We start from the raw sequence: 20,824 nt of genomic DNA on the forward strand, positions 1-20,824 counted from the left end.
GCATGCGTCCTCTTTCCGTCCCCTAGCATGGCTACCCAGAGTGATCTCCGCCGGTCATGGCAGCATGTCCGGCGGTTCCCCCAGTTCCACTCGGTAACCCCTGCCGGTTGGGCACTTCCGCTTGACGCCTGGCCGGCAGTACCGGGAGATTGGCCAGCGAACCTATGAACGATCTCGATCTGAACACGCTGCTCGGCGCCGAAGACGACGAAGGTCAGACCAGGCGCCGCACCCGAGGCTCCGGCAAACGTGGCAACGGCCGCAGACGGCGCAGGCGCCGCAACCGGGGTCGATTCATAGCGCCACTGCTCGCCTTCGTCGTGCTGGCGGGCATCATCGGCGGCGGCGGATACTACGGCTACCTTTGGCTCAGCGACGCCCTCGTCCCCGACGACTACACCGGTCAGGGCACCGGCGAGGTCGTCATTGAGATCAAGGACGGGCAGAGTGCCTCGGAGGTGGCCGAGGAGCTGGAGCGGCAGGGGGTCGTAAAAAGCGCCAGGGCGTTCACCAACGCGATCGCCAACGCCGGCAAGAGCGCCTCGCTGCAGCCGGGCTCGTACAAGCTGCGCAAGCAGATGTCGGCGGCCTTCGCCGTAACGATGCTCGTCCCGGAGAACCGGCTGCTCGCCAAGGTGACGCTCAAGGAGGGCCTGCGGCTGTCCGACACGCTCACCACGCTCGCCAAGGAGACCGGCAAGCCGGTCAAGGAGTTCACCTCCGCGGCCAAGGACGCCGAGGATCTGGACCTGCCGTCGTATGCGAAGGGCAAGCTCGAGGGCTACGCCTTCCCCGCCACGTACGACTTCCAGCCCAAGTCCACCCCGAAGCAGATGCTGGCGGCGATGGTCAAGAGGTTCAACCAGACGGCCGAACAGATGGACCTCGAAGGCGGCGCCAAGGAGCTCGGCCACACGCCGCACCAGATCATGGTCATCGCGAGCATCGTGCAGGCCGAGGCGGGCCGGCAGGAGGACATGGCGAAGATCGCCCGCGTCATCTACAACCGGCTCGAGCGCAAGCCGCAGATGAAGCTGGAGATGGACAGCACGGTGATGTACGCGCTCGGCAAGTACGGCACAGCCGCCACCTTCGCTGAGACGAAGACCAGACACCCGTACAACACCTACCAGAACCTGGGCCTGCCGCCCGGCCCGATCTCCAACCCCGGCGACCACGCCATCGAGGCGGCGCTGAACCCGGCGAAGGGGGATTGGCTCTGGTTCATCGCCACCGACCCCAACAGCAACGTCACCAAGTTCGCCTCAACGGAGGCTCAGCGCCAGGCGCTTCTCGCCGAATACAAGAACAACGGCGGCTGACCGAGCCGTCCGCGCTCGCCGCCGCCCACCCGCTGAGATGGGTGGGCGGCCGACCGGGCCCGGTGCCTGAAGCCCGAGGGCCGGATCTTGCGGTCATGGGTCCCGCGAGAGGGCACCATGATCGCCACCGTGCCCGCCCGTTGCAAGGCCCTTCGGCCGCCCTGTGCCGGTAGGGGGTGCCGGGCGTAGCTGTGCCGGTAGAGGTGCCGGGCGTTGAGCTTGCCGTACACCCGCGCGGTGCCCGTGAAACTGGGCCGGCCCCGTGTATGTGGCGGGACCCCCGGTGCGAGGGTGGGCGGGCGGTGACAGGGCTGAGCTGCTGGGCGGTGCCGGGCTTGCGATGCTGGGCGCCGCGTTGGCGATAGGGTCGTCGTGTTCGTTCGGAAGGAGTGCGGATGCGAGCCGCCGTGTTGGGATCGCCCATCGCTCATTCGCTCTCGCCCTACCTGCACAGGGCCGCCTATCAGGCGATGGGCCTGGACGGGTGGAGCTACGAGGCGCTCGAATGCGACGAGGCACGGCTGCCGGGCCTGCTGCGCGAGCTGACACCCGTGCGCGGGCAGGGCCAGGAGGACGGTGACGCCTGGGCGGGGCTGTCGCTGACCATGCCGCTCAAGCGGGCCGTGCTGCCGCTGCTCGACTCCGTCTCAGAGCTGGCCGTGGAGGTCGGCGGCGCCAACACGGTGGTGTTCCGCGACGGACTGCGGCACGGCGACAACACCGACGTCTACGGCATCGAGCAGGCGCTGGCCGAGGCCGGAGTGCCCGCGCCGCGGTCGGCCACCGTGCTGGGCGGAGGAGCCACCGCGGCCTCCACGCTCGCGGCCCTGCGCAACCTCGGGCTGTTCTCGACGACCCTGCTGGTACGCGACCCGGCGCGGGCAGGCGAGACGGTGGAGGTGGCGGAGCGGCTCGGCGTGGCGCTGGCGGTGGAGACGTTCGACAAACTCGACGCCCTCACCGGGGTGGACCTGGTGGTGTCCACGCTGCCGAGCGGCGCCGCCGACGCCTTCGCCGACCGGCTGGCCCGGGTCCCCGCGCTCTTCGACGTCGTCTACTCACCCTGGCCGACCAGAGCGGCGGCGGCCGTGCAGGCGGCGGGCGGCACGGTGGTCGGCGGGTTCCCGATGCTGCTGCACCAGGCGGCGCGGCAGGTGGAGTTGATGACCGGCCGGACGGATGTGCCGGTGGAGGCCATGCGTGCGGCCGGTGAAGCGGAGATCCTCAGGCGGGCGGCCAGTCGAACGGATTGATCGTTTTCACGCCGAGCCCAGCGAAGTCCTTGACGTTGCGGGTCACGAGGATCCAGTCGTGCGTGCGTGCGGTGGCGGCGATCAGGCCGTCGACGATCGGGAGCGGCCGTATGGCATGCAGCCGCCCCCATTCCTCGGCCACGGCGGCGGTGACCGGTAGGATCCGGGTCTTGAACTCGCGCTGGAGACGAGCCAGCCAGCTGTCGTAGCCGCCTGCTCGTGCCGGATCGCGGCGCCGCAGCAACTCGACGCCCTTGCGGATCTCGCCGAACACCATGACGCTCACGTAGAGGCCCGGCCCGTTGACGGTGTCGAGCCACGCCTGCATGTTGGCGTCCCTGGTGCGCTTGGTCATCTCCGACACGACGTTGGTGTCGAGGATGTAGCTCATTCGATGCCCTCGAAGTCGATGTCCCGCATCTCGGTGCTCTTGTCTCGAGCGAGGTCCAGGTCGCTCAGGTCAGGACCGGAGAGCAGAAACTCCTTGAAGCCCGGCTTCGGCTCCTGGCTCTTGAGCTGGCGATATTCCTCCATGTCGAGGATCACCGCCACATCGCGCCCGTGCCGCATGACGATCTGCGGCCCCTCGTCATGTGCTCTGCGAACGACCTCGCTGAACCGCTGCTTGGCCTCTTGCAGCTGCCATTTGGTCGCTTCGAGCTGTTCTCCTGTCATATGACTCCATTCTGACTATTTTCCTGGACAGAATTCTAGGGGAAGGTGTCGGGCCAGCGGGGAAGATTCGAGGACGCTACGTGGTTGTGGTAATGTAGCTCTCTGATCGGTCCGGCATGCACTGCTGGACGCGCAAGCGGAGGTCTCCCTCCCACCCGAGTCGCCGAAAGGTGTCCGGGTCCAGGATCACGCCGGACTACTCCGGGGAGCTCGAGGCCACGAAAGCCACAGAGCTCAGTGGCCCCGCATGCGCGACGTGCGGGGCTTTTCGCGTCAGGAAGCGCGGAAGGCCCTCGGCACGACGAGCACGTAGGGATCGCAAACCTAGGAGGCCCCATCAGCACTGAGCCCCGCATCAACGAGCGTATCCGAGTTCCCGAGGTTCGCCTCGTGGGCCCGAACGGCGAGCAGGTAGGCATCGTCTCGATTCACGACGCCCTGAAGCTCGCCCAGGAAGCCGACCTTGACCTCGTCGAGGTCGCGGCCACGGCTCGACCGCCCGTGTGCAAGCTCATGGACTACGGCAAGTTCAAGTACGAGTCCGCGATGAAGGCGCGCGAGGCGCGCAAGAATCAGGCGCACACGATCATCAAGGAGATCAAGCTCCGGCCGAAGATCGACCCGCACGACTACGAGACCAAGAAGGGTCACGTGGTGCGGTTCCTCAAGGCGGGAGACAAGGTCAAAGTCACGATCATGTTCCGCGGGCGCGAGCAGTCCCGGCCGGAGCTGGGCTTCCGGCTGCTGCAGCGGCTCGCGGACGACGTCCAGGAGCTCGGCTTCGTGGAATCCCACGCCAAGCAGGACGGCCGTAACATGATCATGGTGATCGGTCCGCACAAGAAGAAGGCCGAGGCCAAGGCCGAAAAGGCCGCAGCCAGGGCACAGCGTGGCAGCGAGGACGCTTCCGTACAGGAAGGATGACCCGCGGTTGGGGTTAGCCTTACAAAGCACCCCGATTCAGCCACCGGGACGACGAAAGACGCCGCGACCGGGTCGGCCAGCACCGGCCCGGCCACCGGCACGACCGAAACGAGGAGAGACGGCGACATGCCGAAGATGAAGACGCACAGTGGTGCGAAGAAGCGGTTCCGGCTGACCGGCACCGGCAAGATCAAGCGTCGCCGTGCCAATCGCGCCCACTACAACGAGTGGAAGTCGTCCACGCTGACGCGCCGTCTCAAGAATGAAGTCGTCCTTTCCGACGCCGATTCCAAGAAGATCAAGAAGCTGCTCGCCAAGTAGCGCGAACTTTCCCCGGGGAGAAGAAACATGGCACGCGTGAAGCGGGCGCTCAACGCCAAGAAGAAGCGCAAGGTCGTCCTCGAACGGGCTACCGGTTACCGTGGCCAGCGGTCACGTCTTTACCGCAAGGCCAAGGAGCAGATGCTCCACTCGATGACGTACGCCTACCGGGACCGTAAGGACCGCAAGGGCGCGTTCCGCCGTCTGTGGATCCAGCGGATCAACGCCGCGGCCCGCCAGAACGGCATGACGTACAACCGTCTGATCCAGGGCCTGCGCCTGGCCAACATCGAGGTCGACCGCAAGATCCTCGCCGATCTCGCGGTGAACGACATTCAGACCTTCGCCACGCTCGTCGAGGCCGCCAAGAAGGCGCTGCCGGCGAACGTGAACGCTCCGGCCGCGAGCTGAAGCACCACAGAGGGGCCCACCGGCTGACGGTGGGCCCTTTGCCGTATCCACAGGGGGAGAGCATGGCCGGGTCCGAGCTGACCAACGTGAAGTCGCCGCGGGTCAAGGCCGCCCGGCGCCTCACCAAGCGGGCCTTCCGGGAGCAGGACCGCAGGTTCCTGGCCGAGGGCCCGCAGGCGGTACGCGAGGCGCTGCGGCTCGACGGCGTCACCCTGGAGCTGTTCAGCACCGCCGAGGCCGAGCTGCGCCACCCCGAGCTGATCACCGAGGCGACGCTCAAGGGCGTGCCCGTGCACCGGGCCAGCGGCGAGGTGATGGCCGAGCTGTCACAGACGGTGACCCCGCAGGGGCTGCTGGCGGTGTGCACGCTCGTGCACGTCCCCTTGGACGAGGCGCTGGAGGAGCCGCCGCGCCTGGTGGCGGTGCTCGCGCACGTTCGTGACCCGGGCAACGCCGGCACTGTGATGCGGGTGGCCGACGCGGCCGGCGCGGACGCGGTGGTGTTCACCGATGCCTCCGTCGATCCGTACAACGGCAAATGTGTGCGCGCCAGCGCCGGCAGCATTTTTCATCTGCCGGTCGTCATCGGTGCACCGGTCAGTGCCACTGTGCGTCAACTGAAGGAGCGAGGCTTGCGGGTGCTGGCGGCAGACGGCGCGGGCAAGCATACGCTCGACGACGTCGACCTGTCGGGCCCCACCGCGTGGATCTTCGGCAACGAGGCTTGGGGACTGCCGGAGGAGATACTGGCCGAAGCGGATGATGTGGTCAGAGTGCCCATCTACGGACAGGCTGAAAGTCTCAACCTGGCCACCGCGGCGGCGGTATGCCTTTACTCCTCCGCTAGGGCTCAGCGAGTGTCCTAGGCGGCCGGAAACCCGCTATTGTCGGCGTTGTAGGCGGAGGAGGCGAGGTCGTGCACGGTGCGGAAACCGACGGGCAAGTAGTGGCCGCCGCGTGCACGATAGCCATCGACGACCTTCCCGACGGTCTCATCGTGACCGACCGATATGGGTGCGTGCTGGCCGTCAACCGGGCCGCGGCCCGGCTCACCGGCGTGGCCATGGAGCGCGCGGTCGGCCGCCACATGAACGACGTGTTCCCGTTCCGCGACCACGACGGGCGCGACTGGTGGAAGGCGGTCGACCCCGAATGCGGGCTGCGCACCCGTAGCCGGGTGCCGGAGCGGCCGCTGCACCTGCCGGGCGGGCAGGAGCTCCACGTCACCGCGAGGCTCGTACGCGAGCCGGAGCGCGGTGGCGAGGTCGAGCGGGTCGCGATCACCCTGCGTGACGGCGGCGCCCGCGCCCGGCTGGAGCGCAGCCGCGCCGACCTGGTCTCCACCGTGGCCCACGAGCTGCGCTCGCCGCTGACCAGCGTCAAGGGCTTCACCGCGACCCTGCTGGCCAAGTGGACCCGTTTCACCGACGAGCAGAAGCGGGTGATGCTCGAGACCGTCAACAACGACGCCGACCGCGTCACCAGGCTCATCACCGAGTTGCTCGACGTCTCCCGCATCGAGTCCGGGCGGCTGGAGGTGCGCCGCCAGGTCGTCGACATCCCCGCCAGGGTGCGCAGGCTCATCGCGGGCCGGGTCGCGGCAGGCGAGGCGGAGGACCGCTTCCACCTGATCGTGGGCGACGACCTGCCCGAGATGTGGCTCGACCAGGACAAGCTCGACCAGATTCTGGGTAACCTGGTGGAAAATGCGCTGCGCCACGGGCGCGGCACCGTGACAATCGAGATCGAGTCCGTGGGATGGGGAGTTGCCGTGTCGGTGCGCGATGAGGGCGAGGGCATCGAGCCCGAGCTGGCCCCGCGCGTCTTCCGGCAGTTCTGGCGGGGCGGCAACAGCCGCAGGCGCGGCGGCACCGGTCTCGGGCTGTTCATCGTCAAGGGCCTGGTCGAGGCGCACGGTGGCACCATCACCGTGCAGCGGGCGCCCGAGGGCGGGGCGGAGTTTCGATTTACCGTGCCCACCGGCACGCCCGACTTCGCCTCGTCTATGTGACAAGCGGAATGCGGGCTCGGTGGGCGGGCCCCACTAGACTCTTTTCCGCTCAAGCCCTGGATACGGAGCTCACTCTTGTCTGACTACGACCCCGTCGAGGTGACACCGCTGCATGCCGATGAGGTGTCGCGCATGGAGGCCGACGCCATCGCGGCGATCAAGGCGGCCGACAGCCTCGACGCACTCAAGCAGGCCAGGCTGGCGCACGCGGGCGACCGCTCGCCCATCGCCCTGGCCAACCGCGAGATCGGCGCCCTGCCGCCCGCCGCCCGCGCCGAGACCGGCAAGCGCGTCGGCGCCGCCCGCAAGGCGATCAGCGAGGCGCTGGCCGCCCGCCAGGCCGAGCTGGAGGCCGAGCGGGACGCTCGGGTGCTCGTCGAGGAGACCGTCGACGTCACCCTGCCCTGGGACCGGCGGCCGCGCGGCGCCCGTCACCCGCTGACCACGCTGCAGGAGCGCATCGCCGACGCGTTCGTCGCGATGGGCTACGAAGTGGCCGAGGGGCCCGAGCTCGAAGGCGAGTGGTTCAACTTCGACGCGCTCAACATCGCCAAGGATCACCCGGCCCGCTCCGACCACGACACGTTCTTCGTGGGCTCCACCGAGTCGGGCATGGTGCTGCGCACGCAGACCTCGCCGGTGCAGATCCGCGCGCTGCTCCAGCGCGAGCTGCCGGTCTACGTGATCTCGCCGGGCAAGACGTTCCGCACCGACGAGCTCGACGCCACCCACACACCGGTCTTCCATCAGACCGAGGGCCTGGCCGTGGACGAGGGCCTGACGACGGCCCACCTCAAGGGCACGCTCGACCGGTTCGCCGAGGTGATGTTCGGCAAGGGCATCACGACGCGCTTCCGGCCCAACTACTTCCCGTTCACCGAGCCGTCCGCCGAGATGGACCTCAAGTGCTTCGTCTGCCGCGGCGCCTCGGCGACCCCCGGCAACCCGCCCTGTCGCACCTGCAAGTCGGAGGGCTGGATCGAGTGGGGCGGCTGCGGCATGGTCAACCCGCGCGTGCTCATCGCGTGCGGCGTGGACCCCTCGCGCTACTCCGGGTTCGCCTTCGGCATGGGCATCGAGCGGACTCTGATGTTCCGCCACAATGCCGAGGACATGCGAGACATGATCGAAGGAGACGTGCGCTTCACGCTCCCGTTCGGAATGGAGATCTGATGAAGGTCCCGCTTTCCTGGCTGCGGGAGTACGTCGATCTCCCGGCGGTCACCGCCCACGAAGTGGCCGACAAGCTCACCATGGCAGGGCTCAAGCTCGAGTCGATCACCTCGCACGGCCACGACGTCAAGAACGTCGTGGTCGGCGAGGTGCTCGAGATCGAGGAGCTGATCGGCTTCAAGAAGCCGATCAGGCACTGCAAGGTCGAGACCGGCGAGGCGACGCCCCGCGAGATCGTCTGCGGCGCCACCAACTTCGTGGCCGGCGACCGCGTGCCGGTGGTGCTGCCCGGCGGCGTGCTGCCCGGCGGGTTCGAGGTCGGGGCGCGCAAGACGTACGGGCGCATGTCCGAGGGCATGATCTGCTCCGAGCGGGAGCTCGGGCTGAGCGACGAGCACGCCGGCATCATGGTGCTGCCGCCGGACACGCCGATCGGCGCCGACGTCGTCGAGCTGCTCGGTCTGCGTGACGACGTGATCGAGCTGGAGATCACGCCCGACATCGGCTACGCCCTGTCGATCAGAGGCGTGGCCCGCGAGGCGGCGACCGCGTTCGGGGTGGCCTTCCGCGACCCCGCCGCCGTTGAGCTGCCCACCGAGACCGGCCCGGCGTGGCCGGCGTCGATCGCCGACCCGACCGCCTGCGACCGGTTCGTGCTGCGCGAGGTCACCGGCTTCGACCCGGCCGCGTCCAGCCCGCTGTGGATGCGGACCCGCCTCACGCGGGCCGGCATGCGGCCGGTGTCGCTGGCCGTCGACATCACCAACTACCTGATGCTGGAGCTCGGCCAGCCGCTGCACGCGTTCGACCGGTCCAAGCTGAGCGGCGAGATCGTCGTACGCCGGGCCCAGCCGGGGGAGCGCCTGGAGACGCTCGACCACGTTGTCCGTGAGCTCGACCCCGACGACATCCTCATCACCGACCGGTCGGGCCCGATCTCGATGGCGGGCACCATGGGCGGCCTGGAGACCGAGATCTCCGACGAGTCCACTGACATCGTCATCGAGGCCGCACACTTCTCCGCCACCGGCATCTCGCGAGAGTCCCGCCGGCACGGGCTGGTGTCCGAGGCGTCCAAGCGATTCGAACGCGGAGTGGACCGGGAGCTGCCGCTCGTCGCCTCCTGGAGGGCGGTGCAGCTGCTGGCCGAGCTCGGCGGGGCGACCGTCCAGCCCGGGGTCACCCACGCCGAGGTCGAGGTGACGCCGCCGCGCATCGCGATCCCGTCCGGCTACCCGAGCGTCGTGGCCGGGGTGAGCTACTCCAAGGACACCGTGGTCGCCCGGTTGCGGCAGGTCGGCTGCGTCGTCGTGGACGGCAACGATCCCGCGGTGCGCAAGGGCGGCGTCGACCCGACCGGGGTCGTGACCGGCGGCGCGCTCGCGGCCAAGCTGGCCGTCAACGGCGACGACATGATCACGGTGACGCCGCCGTCGTGGCGGCCCGACCTCACCGACCCCAACGACCTGGCCGAAGAGGTCATCCGGCTGGAAGGCTACGACACCCTGCCGTCGGTGCTGCCCAGCGCCCCGGCCGGAGCAGGCCTCACCGAGGGACAGCGGCTGCGCAGGCGGGCCGGCCGGGCGCTGGCCGAAGGCGGCTACGTCGAGGTGCTCAGCTACCCGTTCATCAGCGCCGACGACTTCGACCGGCTGTTGCTGCCCGCCGAGGACGCGCGACGCCACGCCATGCGGCTGGCCAACCCGCTGTCGGAGGACGAGCCGCTGATGCGCACCACGCTGCTGCCGGGGCTGCTCAAGACCCTGGTACGCAACGTCGGGCGCGGCTTCACCGACGTGGCGCTGTTCGAGACCGGGGCCGTCTACCGGCCGCGCGAGGGCGCTCCGGAGGTCGCGCCGGTGCTCGGCGTCGAGCGCAGGCCGACCCTCGAGGAGCTGGCCTCGATCGAGGCGGCGCTGCCCGACCAGCCGATGCGGGTCGCGGTCGTGCTGGCCGGCGAGTTCGAGCGGTCCGGCTGGTGGGGCGGCGGCCGTCAGGCCACGTGGGCCGACGCCGTGCAGGCCGCGCGGCTCGTGGCGACGGAGGCCCGGCTCGAGCTGTCGGTCACCGCCGACCAGCACGAGCCCTGGCACCCCGGGCGTTGCGCCGCACTCTACGTGGGCGACACGCTCGTCGGGCACGCCGGCGAGCTGCACCCGCGCGTGATCGAGGCCTACGGGCTGCCGCCGCGCACCGTGGCGATGGAACTCGAGCTGTCGCGCTTGGAGCCGGCCATGCCGGGGCCCGTCGACGCGCCTGCCGTGTCCTCGTATCCGGTGGCCACGCAGGACGTGGCACTGATCGTGCCCGACTTCACGCCGGTCGCGGACGTGGAGTCGGCCCTGCGCGACGGGGCGGGGGAGCTGCTGGAGTCGATCCGGCTGTTCGATGTCTACGCCGGGGAGCAGGTGGGTGAGGGGAACAAGTCGCTCGCCTACACGATGCGGTTCCGGGCGGCTGACCGGACGTTGACGGTGGAGGAGACGACGGCGGCGCGGGACGCGGCGGTGGCCATGGCGGCCGATCGTGTGGGGGCTCAGCTGCGGAGCGCCTGAGCCTGGGAAAGGGCCGGTACGGCGGGATGCCGTGCCGGCCCTTTCGTTCAGATGCGGTCGAGCTCGGTGAGGTCGATGTCCAGGTCGAACGGAACGGGTCAGCCGCAATCTGTCTCGATGGATGCCGGTGAGGGCATAGGAGCGAGTGGCGGGGTCGAGCTCGTAGACGTAGACGACCGCTCGGCCGGTGTCGGTCTCGACCCGCCAGAAATGCCGGATCCCGGCCTCTGCGTAGAGGAGCGGCTTGCGCTTCCTGTCGCGGGACCTGGTGTCCTGAGTGACGACTTCAACCGCCAGTTGGACGTCTTGCGCGAGGTAGAAGGTCTCGTCCAGGCTTTTGTGAGCCTCGGCGCGGATGACAATGACGTCCGGTTCGGGGCGTTGATCCTCGTCGAGGATGACGGTCATCCGGCTGCACACGAGGAGATGGTCGGGGGCTGTGCGGTCCAACACGGAATGGAACAGCATCAGGACCCGGCAGTGGATGTCGGTTTGCGGGGCGAAGAAGACCAGGCTGCCGTCGATCAGTTCAGAGTGGTTGGGCAGTCCTGGGAGGTGATCGAGATCCTCGGCCTTGAACCCCTCAGGGGGTGGGATGACCCAGGACGGGAGGCAGTCAACATCCTCTTCCGCGGTTGTCATAGCGCAACGTCAGCGTGCTGATACGGTGCGTGCTCAGATGTTCACCTCTTCATACCGGGTTGGCGGAATTCGGTCGCATGACGCAATTGCTGGTGTTCGGCGAGCGTGAGGACGCCGAGGAAGTCGCGGAGACGCTGGGTGAGTGGTTCCCTCAGTTCGGGGTGCCGCGGGTGGTGCGCGAGACGCTCGCCGGCGAGGACGACGTGGAGGACGCGCAATGGGTGGTTGTCGTCGAAGGGCCCGGTGAGGACGCACTGGCGAAGGTGGATCAGCTAGTGGAACAGTACGACGGGTGGCGGGAGGCGGGCTGAGTCCCGCTCGCATGCGGTCGATCTCGGTGAGGGTCGTGGCATGAGATGTGCGGTCTCACGACCGCGTACGCCGCTTACGCGGGTGACGCCCGTACGGCCAGGTGAAGCCGTGCGGGTCTCCCCTCGACCGTGTTGGACACTCCGCTGCCCGAAGGCGTCCGCGCCCTGTTTCGTCGCTGCTCCAGAGTTGTCTGCTGACGCGGCCCGCCGCGGTTTCATGGGACAAGCCCCGGCCTTCAGACCGGGGAGCGAGTGACGCTGCAACGCTACCAATCACGCTTAGTATATGCACAACTACAGATCGAGGCAGGGCAATGTGTTCGTCCGGTGCGAACGGCTCTCCCGTCGCGGCCCGGATCGGGGCAGAGTAGCGGCATGCGTATCGCCGTGCTGTCCGACATCCATGGTGTGCTGCCCGCGCTCGAAGCCGTGCTGGCCGAGCCCGACGTGGCTACCGCCGACCTCATCGTGCTGACCGGGGACATGGCGGCGGGGCCGATGCCGGTGGAGACGCTCGACGTGCTCGTGGCGCTGGGGGAACGGGCGCTGTGGGTGAGCGGGAACGCCGACAGGGAGCTCGTGGAGGTGGCCCAGGGGAAGATGCATCCTCGTGCGGTCACTCAGTGGGCGGGCGAGCAGTTGCGGGGCGATCAGGTCGAGGTGCTGGCTGGGTTGCCGGCGCGGCAGGTGGTCGAGCTCGGGCGGCTCGGGGCGACCTTGTTCGTGCACGGCACACCGCGCAGCGACGAGGAGGTGATCCTGGTCGACAGCTCGCTGGAGCGGTGGGGTGAGGTGCTGGCGGAAGAGACGGCCGGGACCGTGGTGCTGGGGAACACGCACATGCCGTTCGTGCGGCTGGCTGATCGGGTGCTGGTGGTCAACCCGGGTTCGGTCGGCATGCCGTACGGGAAGGATGGGGCGCACTGGGCGTTGCTGGACGGCGAGACCGGGGCGGTGGCCCTCCGGCGCACCCCGATGGACAGCGAGCGGATGGCCCGGCGGCTGGTGGCCGAGAACGGGTTCGACGGGATCGAGGAATGGGTGGCGGAGTACGTGACCAGCACCTATTCCGATGCCGAGGCGTTGCGGGTGTTCGCCAAGGCCGAGAACCGTTAGGACTCCTGGGCTGCCGGCTCTTGCCTGCGGGCCTTTTCCGCCAGGGCGTGCTCGTCGGTCCTGGCGTCGTAGCGGCGGAACCTCGGCAAGGCCGTGGCCAGCGCCAGGACGGCTCCCACGCACAGCATGCCGCCCGCGGTCAGCGAGAAGCGGGTGCCGCCGAAGTTCGCCATCAGGCTGGCCCGGGCGTTGCCGAGCATGGGGCCGCTGGCGTACGACAGGAGCTCGATGCCCGCCAGGCGGCCGCGCAGCTCTCGTGGGATCGTCTGGTTCCACATGGTCATCCGGAAGATGCCGCTGACCATGTCGGCCGCGCCGGCCAGCGCGATGCAGACGAAGACCAGCCACACGTTGGGGGCGAGCCCCGTCAGGGCCACCGCCACGCCCCACAGCGTCGCGGCGACGATCACGCCCAGGCCCTGCCGCTGCACCCGGGCCGTCCAGCCGCCGGTGAGGGAGGCGATGAGCGCACCGACCGCGGCGGCCGAGTACAACAGCCCGAGCGCCTGTGGCGCACGAAGCTCGTCGGCCAGGAAGGGGAAGAGCGCCGTCGCCATGGCGAACACCATGGCCGCGATGTCGACCAGGTACGTCCCCATCAGGTCGCTACGCCCCACCGCGTACCGCACACCTTCGACCAGCGATTTCAGCGACGCGGGCGCCGCGTCCTCGGCGGGCGGCAGGGATCTGATCCGCCACAGCAGCGCCAGCGACAGCAGGAACGTCACCGCGTCCACCCCGTACGCGGCCGCCGCGCCGGCCGACGTCACCAGGAGCCCGCCGAGGGCGGGGGCCACGATGGCGCCGAAGTTCCAGCGCAGGCTCGCCAGCACCGCCGCCGCGCCCTGGTGCTCGTGCTTGACGACCTGCTGAAGCACCGCCTCCAGGCTGGGCCGCTGCAGGCAGGCGATGCCGGTGGAGATCGCGCCCACCACGTACAGGACCCAGACCTGAGGGTTCGGCAACATCGCGTTGACCGTGAGAGCGGCCGAGGTGACCAGGAGGCCCAGCTCGCTCAGGACGATGATCTTGCGGCGGTCGAGGGCGTCGGCGAGGGCGCCGCCCCACAGGCCGCACACCACCATCGGCACGAACTCCGCCAGGCTCACCAGCCCGACCGCGAGGTAGGAGTCCGTCAGCTCCTTCATCTGGTACGGCACCGCCACCAGGGTGATGAACGTGCCGAACATCGTGATGACCCCGGCCCCGAACAGCAGGCGATAGTCGCGGGAGTCGCGGAGCGGGCTCAGGTCGATGGAAAGGTGACGAAGAAGGCGTCTTACTCGATCGGGCACGAGGTCCGATTGTCCGGCGGAAGCTGCGGTCCCCGCAAATCGTTTTCCCGCACAACGGACATGCGAAGGCCCCGGGGTGACCGGGGCCTTGGTTTCGGGGTCAGGCGGTGGGGACCTTGTCGAGGAACCCGAGGACCTTGCGGATCCTGCCGTCCGCGGCCAGCTCCACGACGTCGAAGCCGACCGCGACCGGCTCCCCGCCCGCCGGTCCGAGGTGCCAGGTGAACCTGGCGATGTTGTGGTGGGCCTCGAAGACGTGTCCGGCGCTGAACACGAGGCCGGGGAACATGCCCTGGGCGCCCTCGATCACCGCGGCGATCCCGGCGTGACCGGCCATGTCGGCCAGCGGGTCGGTGTACGTGGCGTCCTCGGTCCACAACTCGGCCACGGCCTTGGTGCGGGCGTCGGCGTCGGTCTCGTTCCAGGCGGCGATGTAGCGGTCGACAAGAGTGGTGTCCATGGTGATCTCCCTTACTGGTTGCGGGCCTTGCGCAGGCCCATGATCTGCAGCTCGGCGAACCCGGCCACGGCCAGCGCCTGGGCGATGGCCCAGATCGCGCCGATCGTGGTGAAGCCGACCGCCCCGCTGATGACGGCCGCGACGCTGCCCAGGGTCCAGATGATGTTCAGGGCGATCACGGCCCTGGTGGCGGCCGGGCTGATCGCGCGGCGGGTGGCCAGCAGGCCGACCGCGGCGCCGTACACGAACAGGAAGACGCCGATCCCGCGCAGCAGGCCCGCCTCGGGGCCGAGCAGGGCGGCGACGGGGCCGGCGAAGGCCAGGTAGACCAGCCCGTTGCCGCCGGTGACGACGGCGTCGGCGGCCAGCGCCAGGCGCAGGAACTTCAGGCGGTCGGTCGTGACGCTCAGAGCGGTCATATCGGCTCCCTCGGTGGTTCGGTGCGACACCTGAAAGATGTCAGCCACCGCATAGGGGCCGCGATTACGCCAGAGGTAAGCGCAGGTGGTGATTCGCTGCTTCACCTGCGGCAATGGTCATGGTGTGACGCTCGTCACGGACCAGCGGTTCCGAGGATCTCCTGGCGCAGGCGGGTCTTGAGGATCTTGCCGCCGGGGTTGCGGGGCAGCTCGCCTTCGCGGAACCAGAAGTGGACCGGGATCTTGAACGTGGCGATCCGGCCGGCCAGGAACGCCTGCAGCTCCTCCGAGGTGACGGACTGCCCGGGGGCCAGGCGGATGACGGCGCCGACCTCTTCTCCCAGCTCTTCGTGCGGCACCCCGATCACGGCCGCGTCGTCGACCGCCGGGTGCTCGAACAACGCCGCCTCCACCTCGGCGCAGTAGACGTTCTCGCCGCCCCTGATCACCATGTCCTTGGCCCGGTCCACGATGTAGACGAAACCCTCTTCGTCGATCTTGGCCAGGTCGCCGGTGTGCACCCACCCGTCCACGAACGTCTGCGCCGTGGCCTCCGGCTTGTTCCAGTAGCCGAGGATCACGTTCGGGCCGCGCAGGCACAGCTCGCCCACCTCGCCGGGCGGCAGCTCGTTGTCCATCGGGTCGACCACGCGCACGTCCACCACGGGCACCGGGCGGCCGATGCTGTCGGGCCTGGCCCGGTAGTCGGCGCCGCCGTTGCCGATGGCCAGCGCGGTCGTCTCGGTCATGCCGTAGCCGTTGGAGGGGGCGCGGTTGGGGAGGTTCTCGGTGATGCGCTCCAGCAGCTTGGGCGGGGCAGGGGCGCCGCCGTAGCCGAGGGTGGCCAGCGACGACAGGTCGTACTTGCCGAAGTCGGGGTGGGACATGAGCTGCCACGCGCTGGTGGGCACGCCGATCATGGCGCTGATCTTCTCCCGCTCGATCAGGCGCAGCGCCTGCTCGGGATCCCACTTGTACATGAGCACCAGTCCGCCGCCGCTGAACATCGTCGTCGTCATGGCCGAGAAGCAGCCCGTGACGTGGAAGAGCGGCACGGTCAGCAGCGTCACGCGGCGCGTTCCCGCCGCCGCCGCGAGGTCCTTGCCGGCCAGCGCGAGCGCGTGCATGAGCCCGTAGGCCACGGTCATGGGCGACTGGCCCAGGTTGCGGTGGCTGCCCAGCGCGCCCTTGGGGCTGCCGGTCGTGCCGGAGGTATAGAAGATCGTGGCCGGGTCGTCCGCGGACAGCTCCACGCCGGGCAGCTTCACGTCGGCCGCGACCTCGCCCAGCACCTCGTCGAAAGCACGCGCTCCGGCCGGTGGCTCGCCCCTTGTGACGATCAGCGGCACTCCCGTCGAGGCGAGCCGCGCCGCCCGCTCGCCGTCCGCGATCAGCACCTTCGCGCCCGAGTCACGCACGCCGTAGGCCAGCTCGGCCTCCGTCCACCAGGCGTTGAGCGGTACGGCCACGGCCCCGGTCGCCAGCACCGCCGAGAACGAGACCACCCATTCCGGATAGTTGCGCATCGCCACGGCCACCCGGTCGCCCTTACGTACGCCGTAGTCGTCCACCAGCCGGTTGGCCAGTGTGGCGGCGCGGCGGAAGTGGTCCTCGAAGGTGATCTGCTCGTCCTCGTAGACGAGGAAGACCTTCTCGCCGTGGAACCTGCTCATCTCCAGCAGGGCGCGGAAGTGGGCGGGTGCGTGTTTCCACGTGCGTACCCCGGTGTCGCCGATCTCCTCTATCTCGAAGAGCTGGCCGGGGCCGGTGAGCTGCTCCTGGACCTGGGCGTGCGTGAGGGACATCTGCAGAACGCTCCCCGCGGTGGACGATTATTCTGGGTAAATCACTGTACCGACCGGTAGGTACGTCGCGCTAGAACCCCGCGGCCGTGAAAGTTTCATCGTTGTGCCGATAGTTTCTGCTGCCCAACTGCTGCTTTGGTGGCTGCCCGCGACTGGCATTGACCGCTGACTTGCATGTCAATACCGTCTGCGGTGCGATCCAAGCGGGATCGAAACTTTCGGGTCGAGTGCCTGCCTCCGGAGGTAGATGTTCGTGCTGTCGTCCTCGTTCGCCAGAGTCCTCGCCTTGGCGGGGATGTCTTTAGCCTTCCTCCTGCCCGCCAGTTCGGCCGACGCGTCGGCGTCCCTGCGCACGCACGCCTCCGCCAAGGGCAAGTTCATCGGGGCGGCGCTCGCCACCAGCCCGCTGTCCAATGAGACCTCCTACCGCAATATCGCGGCCACCGAGTTCAGTCAGGTCACTGCCGAGAACGCGATGAAGTGGGACGCCACCGAGCCCAGTCAGGGCCAGTTCAACTTCTCCGGCGCCGACGCCATCGTCAACTTCGCCACCCAGAACAACCAGCAGGTCCACGGCCACACCCTGGTGTGGCACAGCCAGACCCCGAGCTGGGTGCAGAACCTCGGCGCCAGTGCCATGCGCACCGCCATGCAGAACCACATCAGCCAGGTCGTCGGCCGCTACGCCGACAACGCGACCGTGGTCTCGTGGGACGTGGTGAACGAGATCTTCGACGACAACGGCGGCTGGCGCAGGTCGTTCTGGTACAACACGCTCGGCCAGAGCTTCGTCGCCGACGCCTTCCGCGCCGCTCGCGCCGCCGACCCCAACGCCCGGCTGTGCATCAACGACTACAACGTCGAGGGCATCAACGCCAAGAGCACCGCGATGTACAACCTGGTCTCGTCGCTGCGCCAGCAGGGCGTGCCCGTCGACTGCGTGGGCTTCCAGGGGCACCTCGCGATCCAGTACGGCTTCCCGAACGACCTGCAGCAGAACCTGCAGCGCTTCGCCGACCTCGGCGTCCAGGTCCGCATCACCGAGCTGGACATCCGCATGCAGACGCCCAGGAACGCCACCAAGGACGCGACCCAGGCCACCTACTACCGCAACGTCGTCAACGCCTGCCTGGCCGTGACCGCCTGCGCAGGGGTGACCATCTGGGGCTTCACCGACAAGCACTCGTGGGTGCCGGGCACCTTCCCAGGCGAGGGCGCCGCGCTGATCTACGATGAGAACTACCAGCCGAAGCCGTCGTACAACGCCGTGCACGACGCGCTGGCCGGCGGCACCACCACCGACACCACGCCGCCGACCACGCCGGGCACGCCCACGTCGAGCAACGTGACGTCCAACTCGGCCGCCCTGACCTGGGCCGCCTCCACCGACAGCGGCGGCAGCGGGCTGGCCGGCTACAACATCTACCGCGAGCAGGGGGCCACCGACACGCTGCTCGGCCAGAGCTCCACGAACTCGACCACGCTGACCGGGCTGAGCTCCGAGACCCAGTACCAGGTCTACGTGCGGGCCCGTGACGGCGCCGGCAACCTGTCGGGGAACTCGCCGCTGGCCACGTTCACGACGCTGTCGGGACCGGGTGGCGGGGGCCCCTGCACCGCGGCCGGCACCGTGCAAACCCAGTGGAGCACCGGGTACGTGGTGCAGCCGGTGACCGTCACCAACACCGGCACGTCCGCCATCACCGGCTGGACCGTCACCTTCACCCTGCCCGCCGGCCACACGCTCACCGGCTCGTGGAACGCCGACGTGACGGTGAGCGGGCAGACCGTCACCGCGAAGAACGCGGGTTACAACGGCAACCTGGCCCCGAACGCGAGCACCAGCTTCGGGTTCCAGGTCAGCCGGCCGAACGGGAACACTCAGACGCCCTCCGGATACACCTGCGCCTGATGTTCCGCGAATCCCCTGGGCGCTTCTCCTGCCGCCCAGGGGATTCTCTCTGCCGAAGATATTGACAATTAAACCGTCGAGGTCTGTCGTTCGCCATAGGAGGTGAACGGCATGAACGAATGGGATGCCACCTCGTACGCGGGCAAGGACACCATCCTGCGGGTCGTCAGGGACGAGGCCGATCGGCTGTTCGCGCTGGCCGAACCGGAGGAGGCATGGGAGGCGCCGACCGCCTGCCCAGGCTGGACGACGCGGGACGTGGTCGCGCACATCGTCGACACGACCGAGGGATACTTCGCCGCGTTCGACGCGGCCCGCCGTGGCCAGGACTTCGGCACGGCGTACGGGCTGCCCGGCATGGGCGATCGGGTCAACGAGCAGGCCGTGGCGCTGCGCGGGATCCCGCAGAAGGAGCTGCTCGACCGGCTCAAGACGGACTTCGAGCACATGCAGGCGATCCTGCGCGAGCTCGGCGAGGACGAATGGGCCGGGCTCACCGTCCCGCACTTCTACATGGGGCCGCTGCCCGCGTACTTCTACGCGGCAGGCCAGCTCATGGACTACGCCGTGCACTCCTGGGACATCCGGCAGGGGACCGGACGGGCGCACGGGCTGTCGGGGGAGGCGGCCGATCTGCTGGTGCCGTTCATGTTCGTGCTCTGGCAGTCCACGATCAGGAAGGAGGCGGACCTGACGACGCCGTTCGAGCTCGGCATCCGGGTGGGCGGGGTCAACGGCGGGGACTTCCGCGTGTCGGTGGGGACGGGCGGGATGACGTACGAGCAGGGTGACCTGGGCGGGTTGCCGACCGTCCTCGAGTTCGACGCGGGGAGCATGGTGCTCACGACGTTCGGGCGCAGCAACGCCGGCACCGTCAGGGGCGACCTGGCGATCGCCGACCGTTACCTGAACCTGTTCTTCCGCATCTAGAGCCGCGGGCCGCCGGTACGTATGCCGGCGGCCGCGTGCCGTTACGGTTGGCCCGTAATGTGGGGTGATGACAGATCGGGAAGTGGCCGTTCTCATCGGCCTGCAGGCTTCCGGTAAATCCGCCTTCTACCGGCGATGCCTGGCCTCCACTCATGCCCATGTGACCAAGGACGATTTCCCCAACGCGCGGCACCGGCAGCGCCGCCAGCTCCGTCTGATCCGTGAGGCGCTGGAGGAGGATCGGAAGGTGGCGGTCGACAACACCAATCCTTCGCCCGAGGAGTGGCGGCCGTTGATCGTGGCCGGGCGGGAGCACGGGGCGCGGGTGGTGGCCTATTGGTTCCCGCCGAACCTGAAGGGATCCCTCCAGCGCAACGCGGAACGGCTCGGCCGGGCGCGTGTGCCGGAGGTGGGCGTCTTCTCGACGTTCAGGCGGCTGCGGCGCCCCCGGGTGGCCGACGGGTTTGACGAGGTGTCCGTGGTGGAGTTCGACGGGCGCGGCGGCTTTCTCGTGCGGAGGGAGGAGGGATGAGGGTCGACCGGTTGGAGGCGGGGATGCGGGCGCGGGAGTGGTTTCACTCGCTGACGCTGCTGCCCGGTGCGTGGGCGATCGTGCGGGTGGATGGGCGCGCATTCTCCCGCTACACGGAAGGCCGCTTCGACAAGCCTTTCGACGTGCGCTTCCGCGAGTTGATGGCAGTCGCGGCGCGGAGCCTGCTGGAGGAGTTCCAGGGGTGTTACGCCTATGCGCAGAGCGATGAGATCTCCCTCGTGCTGCCTCCCTCCTTTGACCTGTTCGGGCGGGAGGCGGAAAAGCTGGTGTCGATCTCGGCAGGCGTGGCGTCGGCGGCCTTCACGCACGCGGCGGGCGAGCCGGTGCATTTCGACAGCAGGGTCTGGCTGGGCAGCTCGGTGGAGGACGTCGTCGATTACATGTCGTGGCGGCAGGCCGACGCCGCCAGATGCGCACTGAACGGCTGGTGCTACTGGACCTTGCGCAGGGACGGCAGGACGGCGCGGCAGGCCGGCAAGCTGCTCGAACACACCACGGTCGCCGACAAGAACGAGCTGCTGTTCCAGCACGGCGTGAACTTCAACGAGCTGCCTGCCTGGCAGCGCCGCGGCATCGCCTTGTGGTGGGAGACGCACGACCATCAGGGGCACGACCCCATCCGCGGCGTGGACGTGGTCACCCAGCGGCGGCGGGTGCACGTGGAGTGGGATCTGCCCATGAAGGACGACTACCGGCGGCTCGTGGAGCGGCTGGTCACCGGCTGACCGCCGGCAGC

At 68.9% G+C, this 20,824-nt stretch carries 21 protein-coding genes and 1 pseudogene; 15 read left to right on the forward strand and 7 right to left on the reverse strand.

Annotation, left to right across the window (positions count from 1 at the left end):
- Positions 1-164: 164 nt before the first annotated feature.
- Positions 165-1,322: an endolytic transglycosylase MltG gene (gene mltG / locus OHA25_RS32430; protein ID WP_327580745.1), complete on the forward strand. Its 1,158-nt coding sequence runs from the start codon at positions 165-167 to the stop codon at positions 1,320-1,322.
- Positions 1,323-1,717: 395 nt separating this feature from the next.
- Positions 1,718-2,575, forward strand: coding sequence for a shikimate dehydrogenase (locus OHA25_RS32435; protein ID WP_327580746.1), 858 nt, complete (start codon positions 1,718-1,720; stop codon positions 2,573-2,575).
- On the opposite strand, the gene OHA25_RS32440 is transcribed toward OHA25_RS32435, so the two are convergent.
- Together OHA25_RS32440 and OHA25_RS32445 are read right to left on the reverse strand one after the other, a co-directional pair.
- Positions 2,547-2,966: a type II toxin-antitoxin system VapC family toxin gene (locus OHA25_RS32440; RefSeq protein WP_327580747.1), complete on the reverse strand. Its 420-nt coding sequence runs from the start codon at positions 2,964-2,966 to the stop codon at positions 2,547-2,549. The two genes, OHA25_RS32435 and OHA25_RS32440, sit on opposite strands and share 29 nt — an antisense overlap.
- A complete protein-coding gene (locus OHA25_RS32445; protein ID WP_327580748.1) occupies positions 2,963-3,250 on the reverse strand; it encodes a type II toxin-antitoxin system Phd/YefM family antitoxin in 288 nt (95 codons plus the stop codon). Before OHA25_RS32445 ends, OHA25_RS32440 begins: the two co-directional genes overlap by 4 nt.
- A 354-nt stretch (positions 3,251-3,604) precedes the next feature.
- On the opposite strand from OHA25_RS32445, the gene infC reads away from it, so the two are divergent.
- The 7 genes from infC (at position 3,605) to OHA25_RS32480 (ending at position 10,645) form a co-directional block, all read left to right on the forward strand.
- Positions 3,605-4,174, forward strand: a complete 570-nt coding sequence (infC, locus tag OHA25_RS32450; RefSeq protein ID WP_327591069.1) for a translation initiation factor IF-3 — start codon at positions 3,605-3,607, stop codon at positions 4,172-4,174.
- Between the two features lie 126 nt (positions 4,175-4,300).
- On the forward strand, positions 4,301-4,495 hold the full coding sequence (gene rpmI / locus OHA25_RS32455) for a 50S ribosomal protein L35 (protein WP_043622108.1): 195 nt from the start codon (positions 4,301-4,303) through the stop codon (positions 4,493-4,495).
- Between the two features lie 27 nt (positions 4,496-4,522).
- The gene (rplT, locus tag OHA25_RS32460; RefSeq protein WP_127934456.1) at positions 4,523-4,906 is read left to right on the forward strand and encodes a 50S ribosomal protein L20; all 384 of its coding nucleotides are present in this window, start codon (positions 4,523-4,525) and stop codon (positions 4,904-4,906) included.
- Positions 4,907-4,968: 62 nt separating this feature from the next.
- A complete protein-coding gene (locus tag OHA25_RS32465; protein WP_327580749.1) occupies positions 4,969-5,772 on the forward strand; it encodes a TrmH family RNA methyltransferase in 804 nt (267 codons plus the stop codon).
- 50 nt (positions 5,773-5,822) lie between these two features.
- Positions 5,823-6,917 (forward strand): sensor histidine kinase, encoded by a 1,095-nt coding sequence (locus tag OHA25_RS32470; protein ID WP_305921697.1) that lies wholly within the window; start codon positions 5,823-5,825, stop codon positions 6,915-6,917.
- Positions 6,918-7,049: 132 nt separating this feature from the next.
- Positions 7,050-8,090: a phenylalanine--tRNA ligase subunit alpha gene (gene pheS, locus OHA25_RS32475; protein WP_327591070.1), complete on the forward strand. Its 1,041-nt coding sequence runs from the start codon at positions 7,050-7,052 to the stop codon at positions 8,088-8,090.
- Positions 8,090-10,645, forward strand: coding sequence for a phenylalanine--tRNA ligase subunit beta (locus OHA25_RS32480; RefSeq protein WP_327580750.1), 2,556 nt, complete (start codon positions 8,090-8,092; stop codon positions 10,643-10,645). Before pheS ends, OHA25_RS32480 begins: the two co-directional genes overlap by 1 nt.
- Before the next feature lie 162 nt (positions 10,646-10,807).
- Here OHA25_RS32480 and OHA25_RS32485 read toward each other — a convergent pair.
- Positions 10,808-11,287, reverse strand: a pseudogene (locus OHA25_RS32485) (Uma2 family endonuclease); the annotation flags it as partial.
- A gap of 77 nt (positions 11,288-11,364) precedes the next feature.
- Between OHA25_RS32485 and OHA25_RS32490 the strand changes: the two are divergent.
- Both OHA25_RS32490 and OHA25_RS32495 read left to right on the forward strand, forming a co-directional pair.
- A complete protein-coding gene (locus OHA25_RS32490; RefSeq protein ID WP_327580751.1) occupies positions 11,365-11,598 on the forward strand; it encodes a hypothetical protein in 234 nt (77 codons plus the stop codon).
- Positions 11,599-11,973: 375 nt separating this feature from the next.
- A complete protein-coding gene (locus tag OHA25_RS32495; protein ID WP_327580752.1) occupies positions 11,974-12,714 on the forward strand; it encodes a metallophosphoesterase family protein in 741 nt (246 codons plus the stop codon).
- On the opposite strand, the gene OHA25_RS32500 is transcribed toward OHA25_RS32495, so the two are convergent.
- The 4 genes from OHA25_RS32500 to OHA25_RS32515 all read right to left on the reverse strand — a co-directional run bounded on the left by OHA25_RS32500 (position 12,711) and on the right by OHA25_RS32515 (position 16,693).
- Entirely contained in the window at positions 12,711-14,009 is a 1,299-nt protein-coding gene (locus tag OHA25_RS32500; RefSeq protein WP_327580753.1) for an MFS transporter, read from the reverse strand. The two genes, OHA25_RS32495 and OHA25_RS32500, sit on opposite strands and share 4 nt — an antisense overlap.
- A 100-nt stretch (positions 14,010-14,109) precedes the next feature.
- Complete coding sequence (locus tag OHA25_RS32505; RefSeq protein ID WP_327580754.1) at positions 14,110-14,469, reverse strand: nuclear transport factor 2 family protein; 360 nt, start codon at positions 14,467-14,469, stop codon at positions 14,110-14,112.
- 11 nt (positions 14,470-14,480) lie between these two features.
- Entirely contained in the window at positions 14,481-14,888 is a 408-nt protein-coding gene (locus OHA25_RS32510) for a hypothetical protein (protein WP_327580755.1), read from the reverse strand.
- Between the two features lie 134 nt (positions 14,889-15,022).
- Positions 15,023-16,693, reverse strand: coding sequence for a class I adenylate-forming enzyme family protein (locus tag OHA25_RS32515; protein ID WP_327580756.1), 1,671 nt, complete (start codon positions 16,691-16,693; stop codon positions 15,023-15,025).
- Between the two features lie 247 nt (positions 16,694-16,940).
- Here OHA25_RS32515 and OHA25_RS32520 point away from each other — a divergent pair, with 247 nt between their 5' ends.
- The 4 genes from OHA25_RS32520 to OHA25_RS32535 all read left to right on the forward strand — a co-directional run bounded on the left by OHA25_RS32520 (position 16,941) and on the right by OHA25_RS32535 (position 20,813).
- Positions 16,941-18,605, forward strand: coding sequence for an endo-1,4-beta-xylanase (locus OHA25_RS32520; RefSeq protein ID WP_327580757.1), 1,665 nt, complete (start codon positions 16,941-16,943; stop codon positions 18,603-18,605).
- A 111-nt stretch (positions 18,606-18,716) separates the two neighbouring features.
- Positions 18,717-19,535 (forward strand): maleylpyruvate isomerase family mycothiol-dependent enzyme, encoded by an 819-nt coding sequence (locus OHA25_RS32525; protein WP_327580758.1) that lies wholly within the window; start codon positions 18,717-18,719, stop codon positions 19,533-19,535.
- Positions 19,536-19,602: 67 nt separating this feature from the next.
- Positions 19,603-20,067, forward strand: a complete 465-nt coding sequence (locus tag OHA25_RS32530) for an AAA family ATPase (protein WP_327580759.1) — start codon at positions 19,603-19,605, stop codon at positions 20,065-20,067.
- Positions 20,064-20,813: a tRNA(His) guanylyltransferase Thg1 family protein gene (locus OHA25_RS32535; protein ID WP_327580760.1), complete on the forward strand. Its 750-nt coding sequence runs from the start codon at positions 20,064-20,066 to the stop codon at positions 20,811-20,813. Before OHA25_RS32530 ends, OHA25_RS32535 begins: the two co-directional genes overlap by 4 nt.
- Positions 20,814-20,824: the final 11 nt, after the last annotated feature.

The sequence above is a fragment of the Nonomuraea sp. NBC_00507 genome (assembly GCF_036013525.1).
GTDB lineage: Bacteria > Actinomycetota > Actinomycetes > Streptosporangiales > Streptosporangiaceae > Nonomuraea.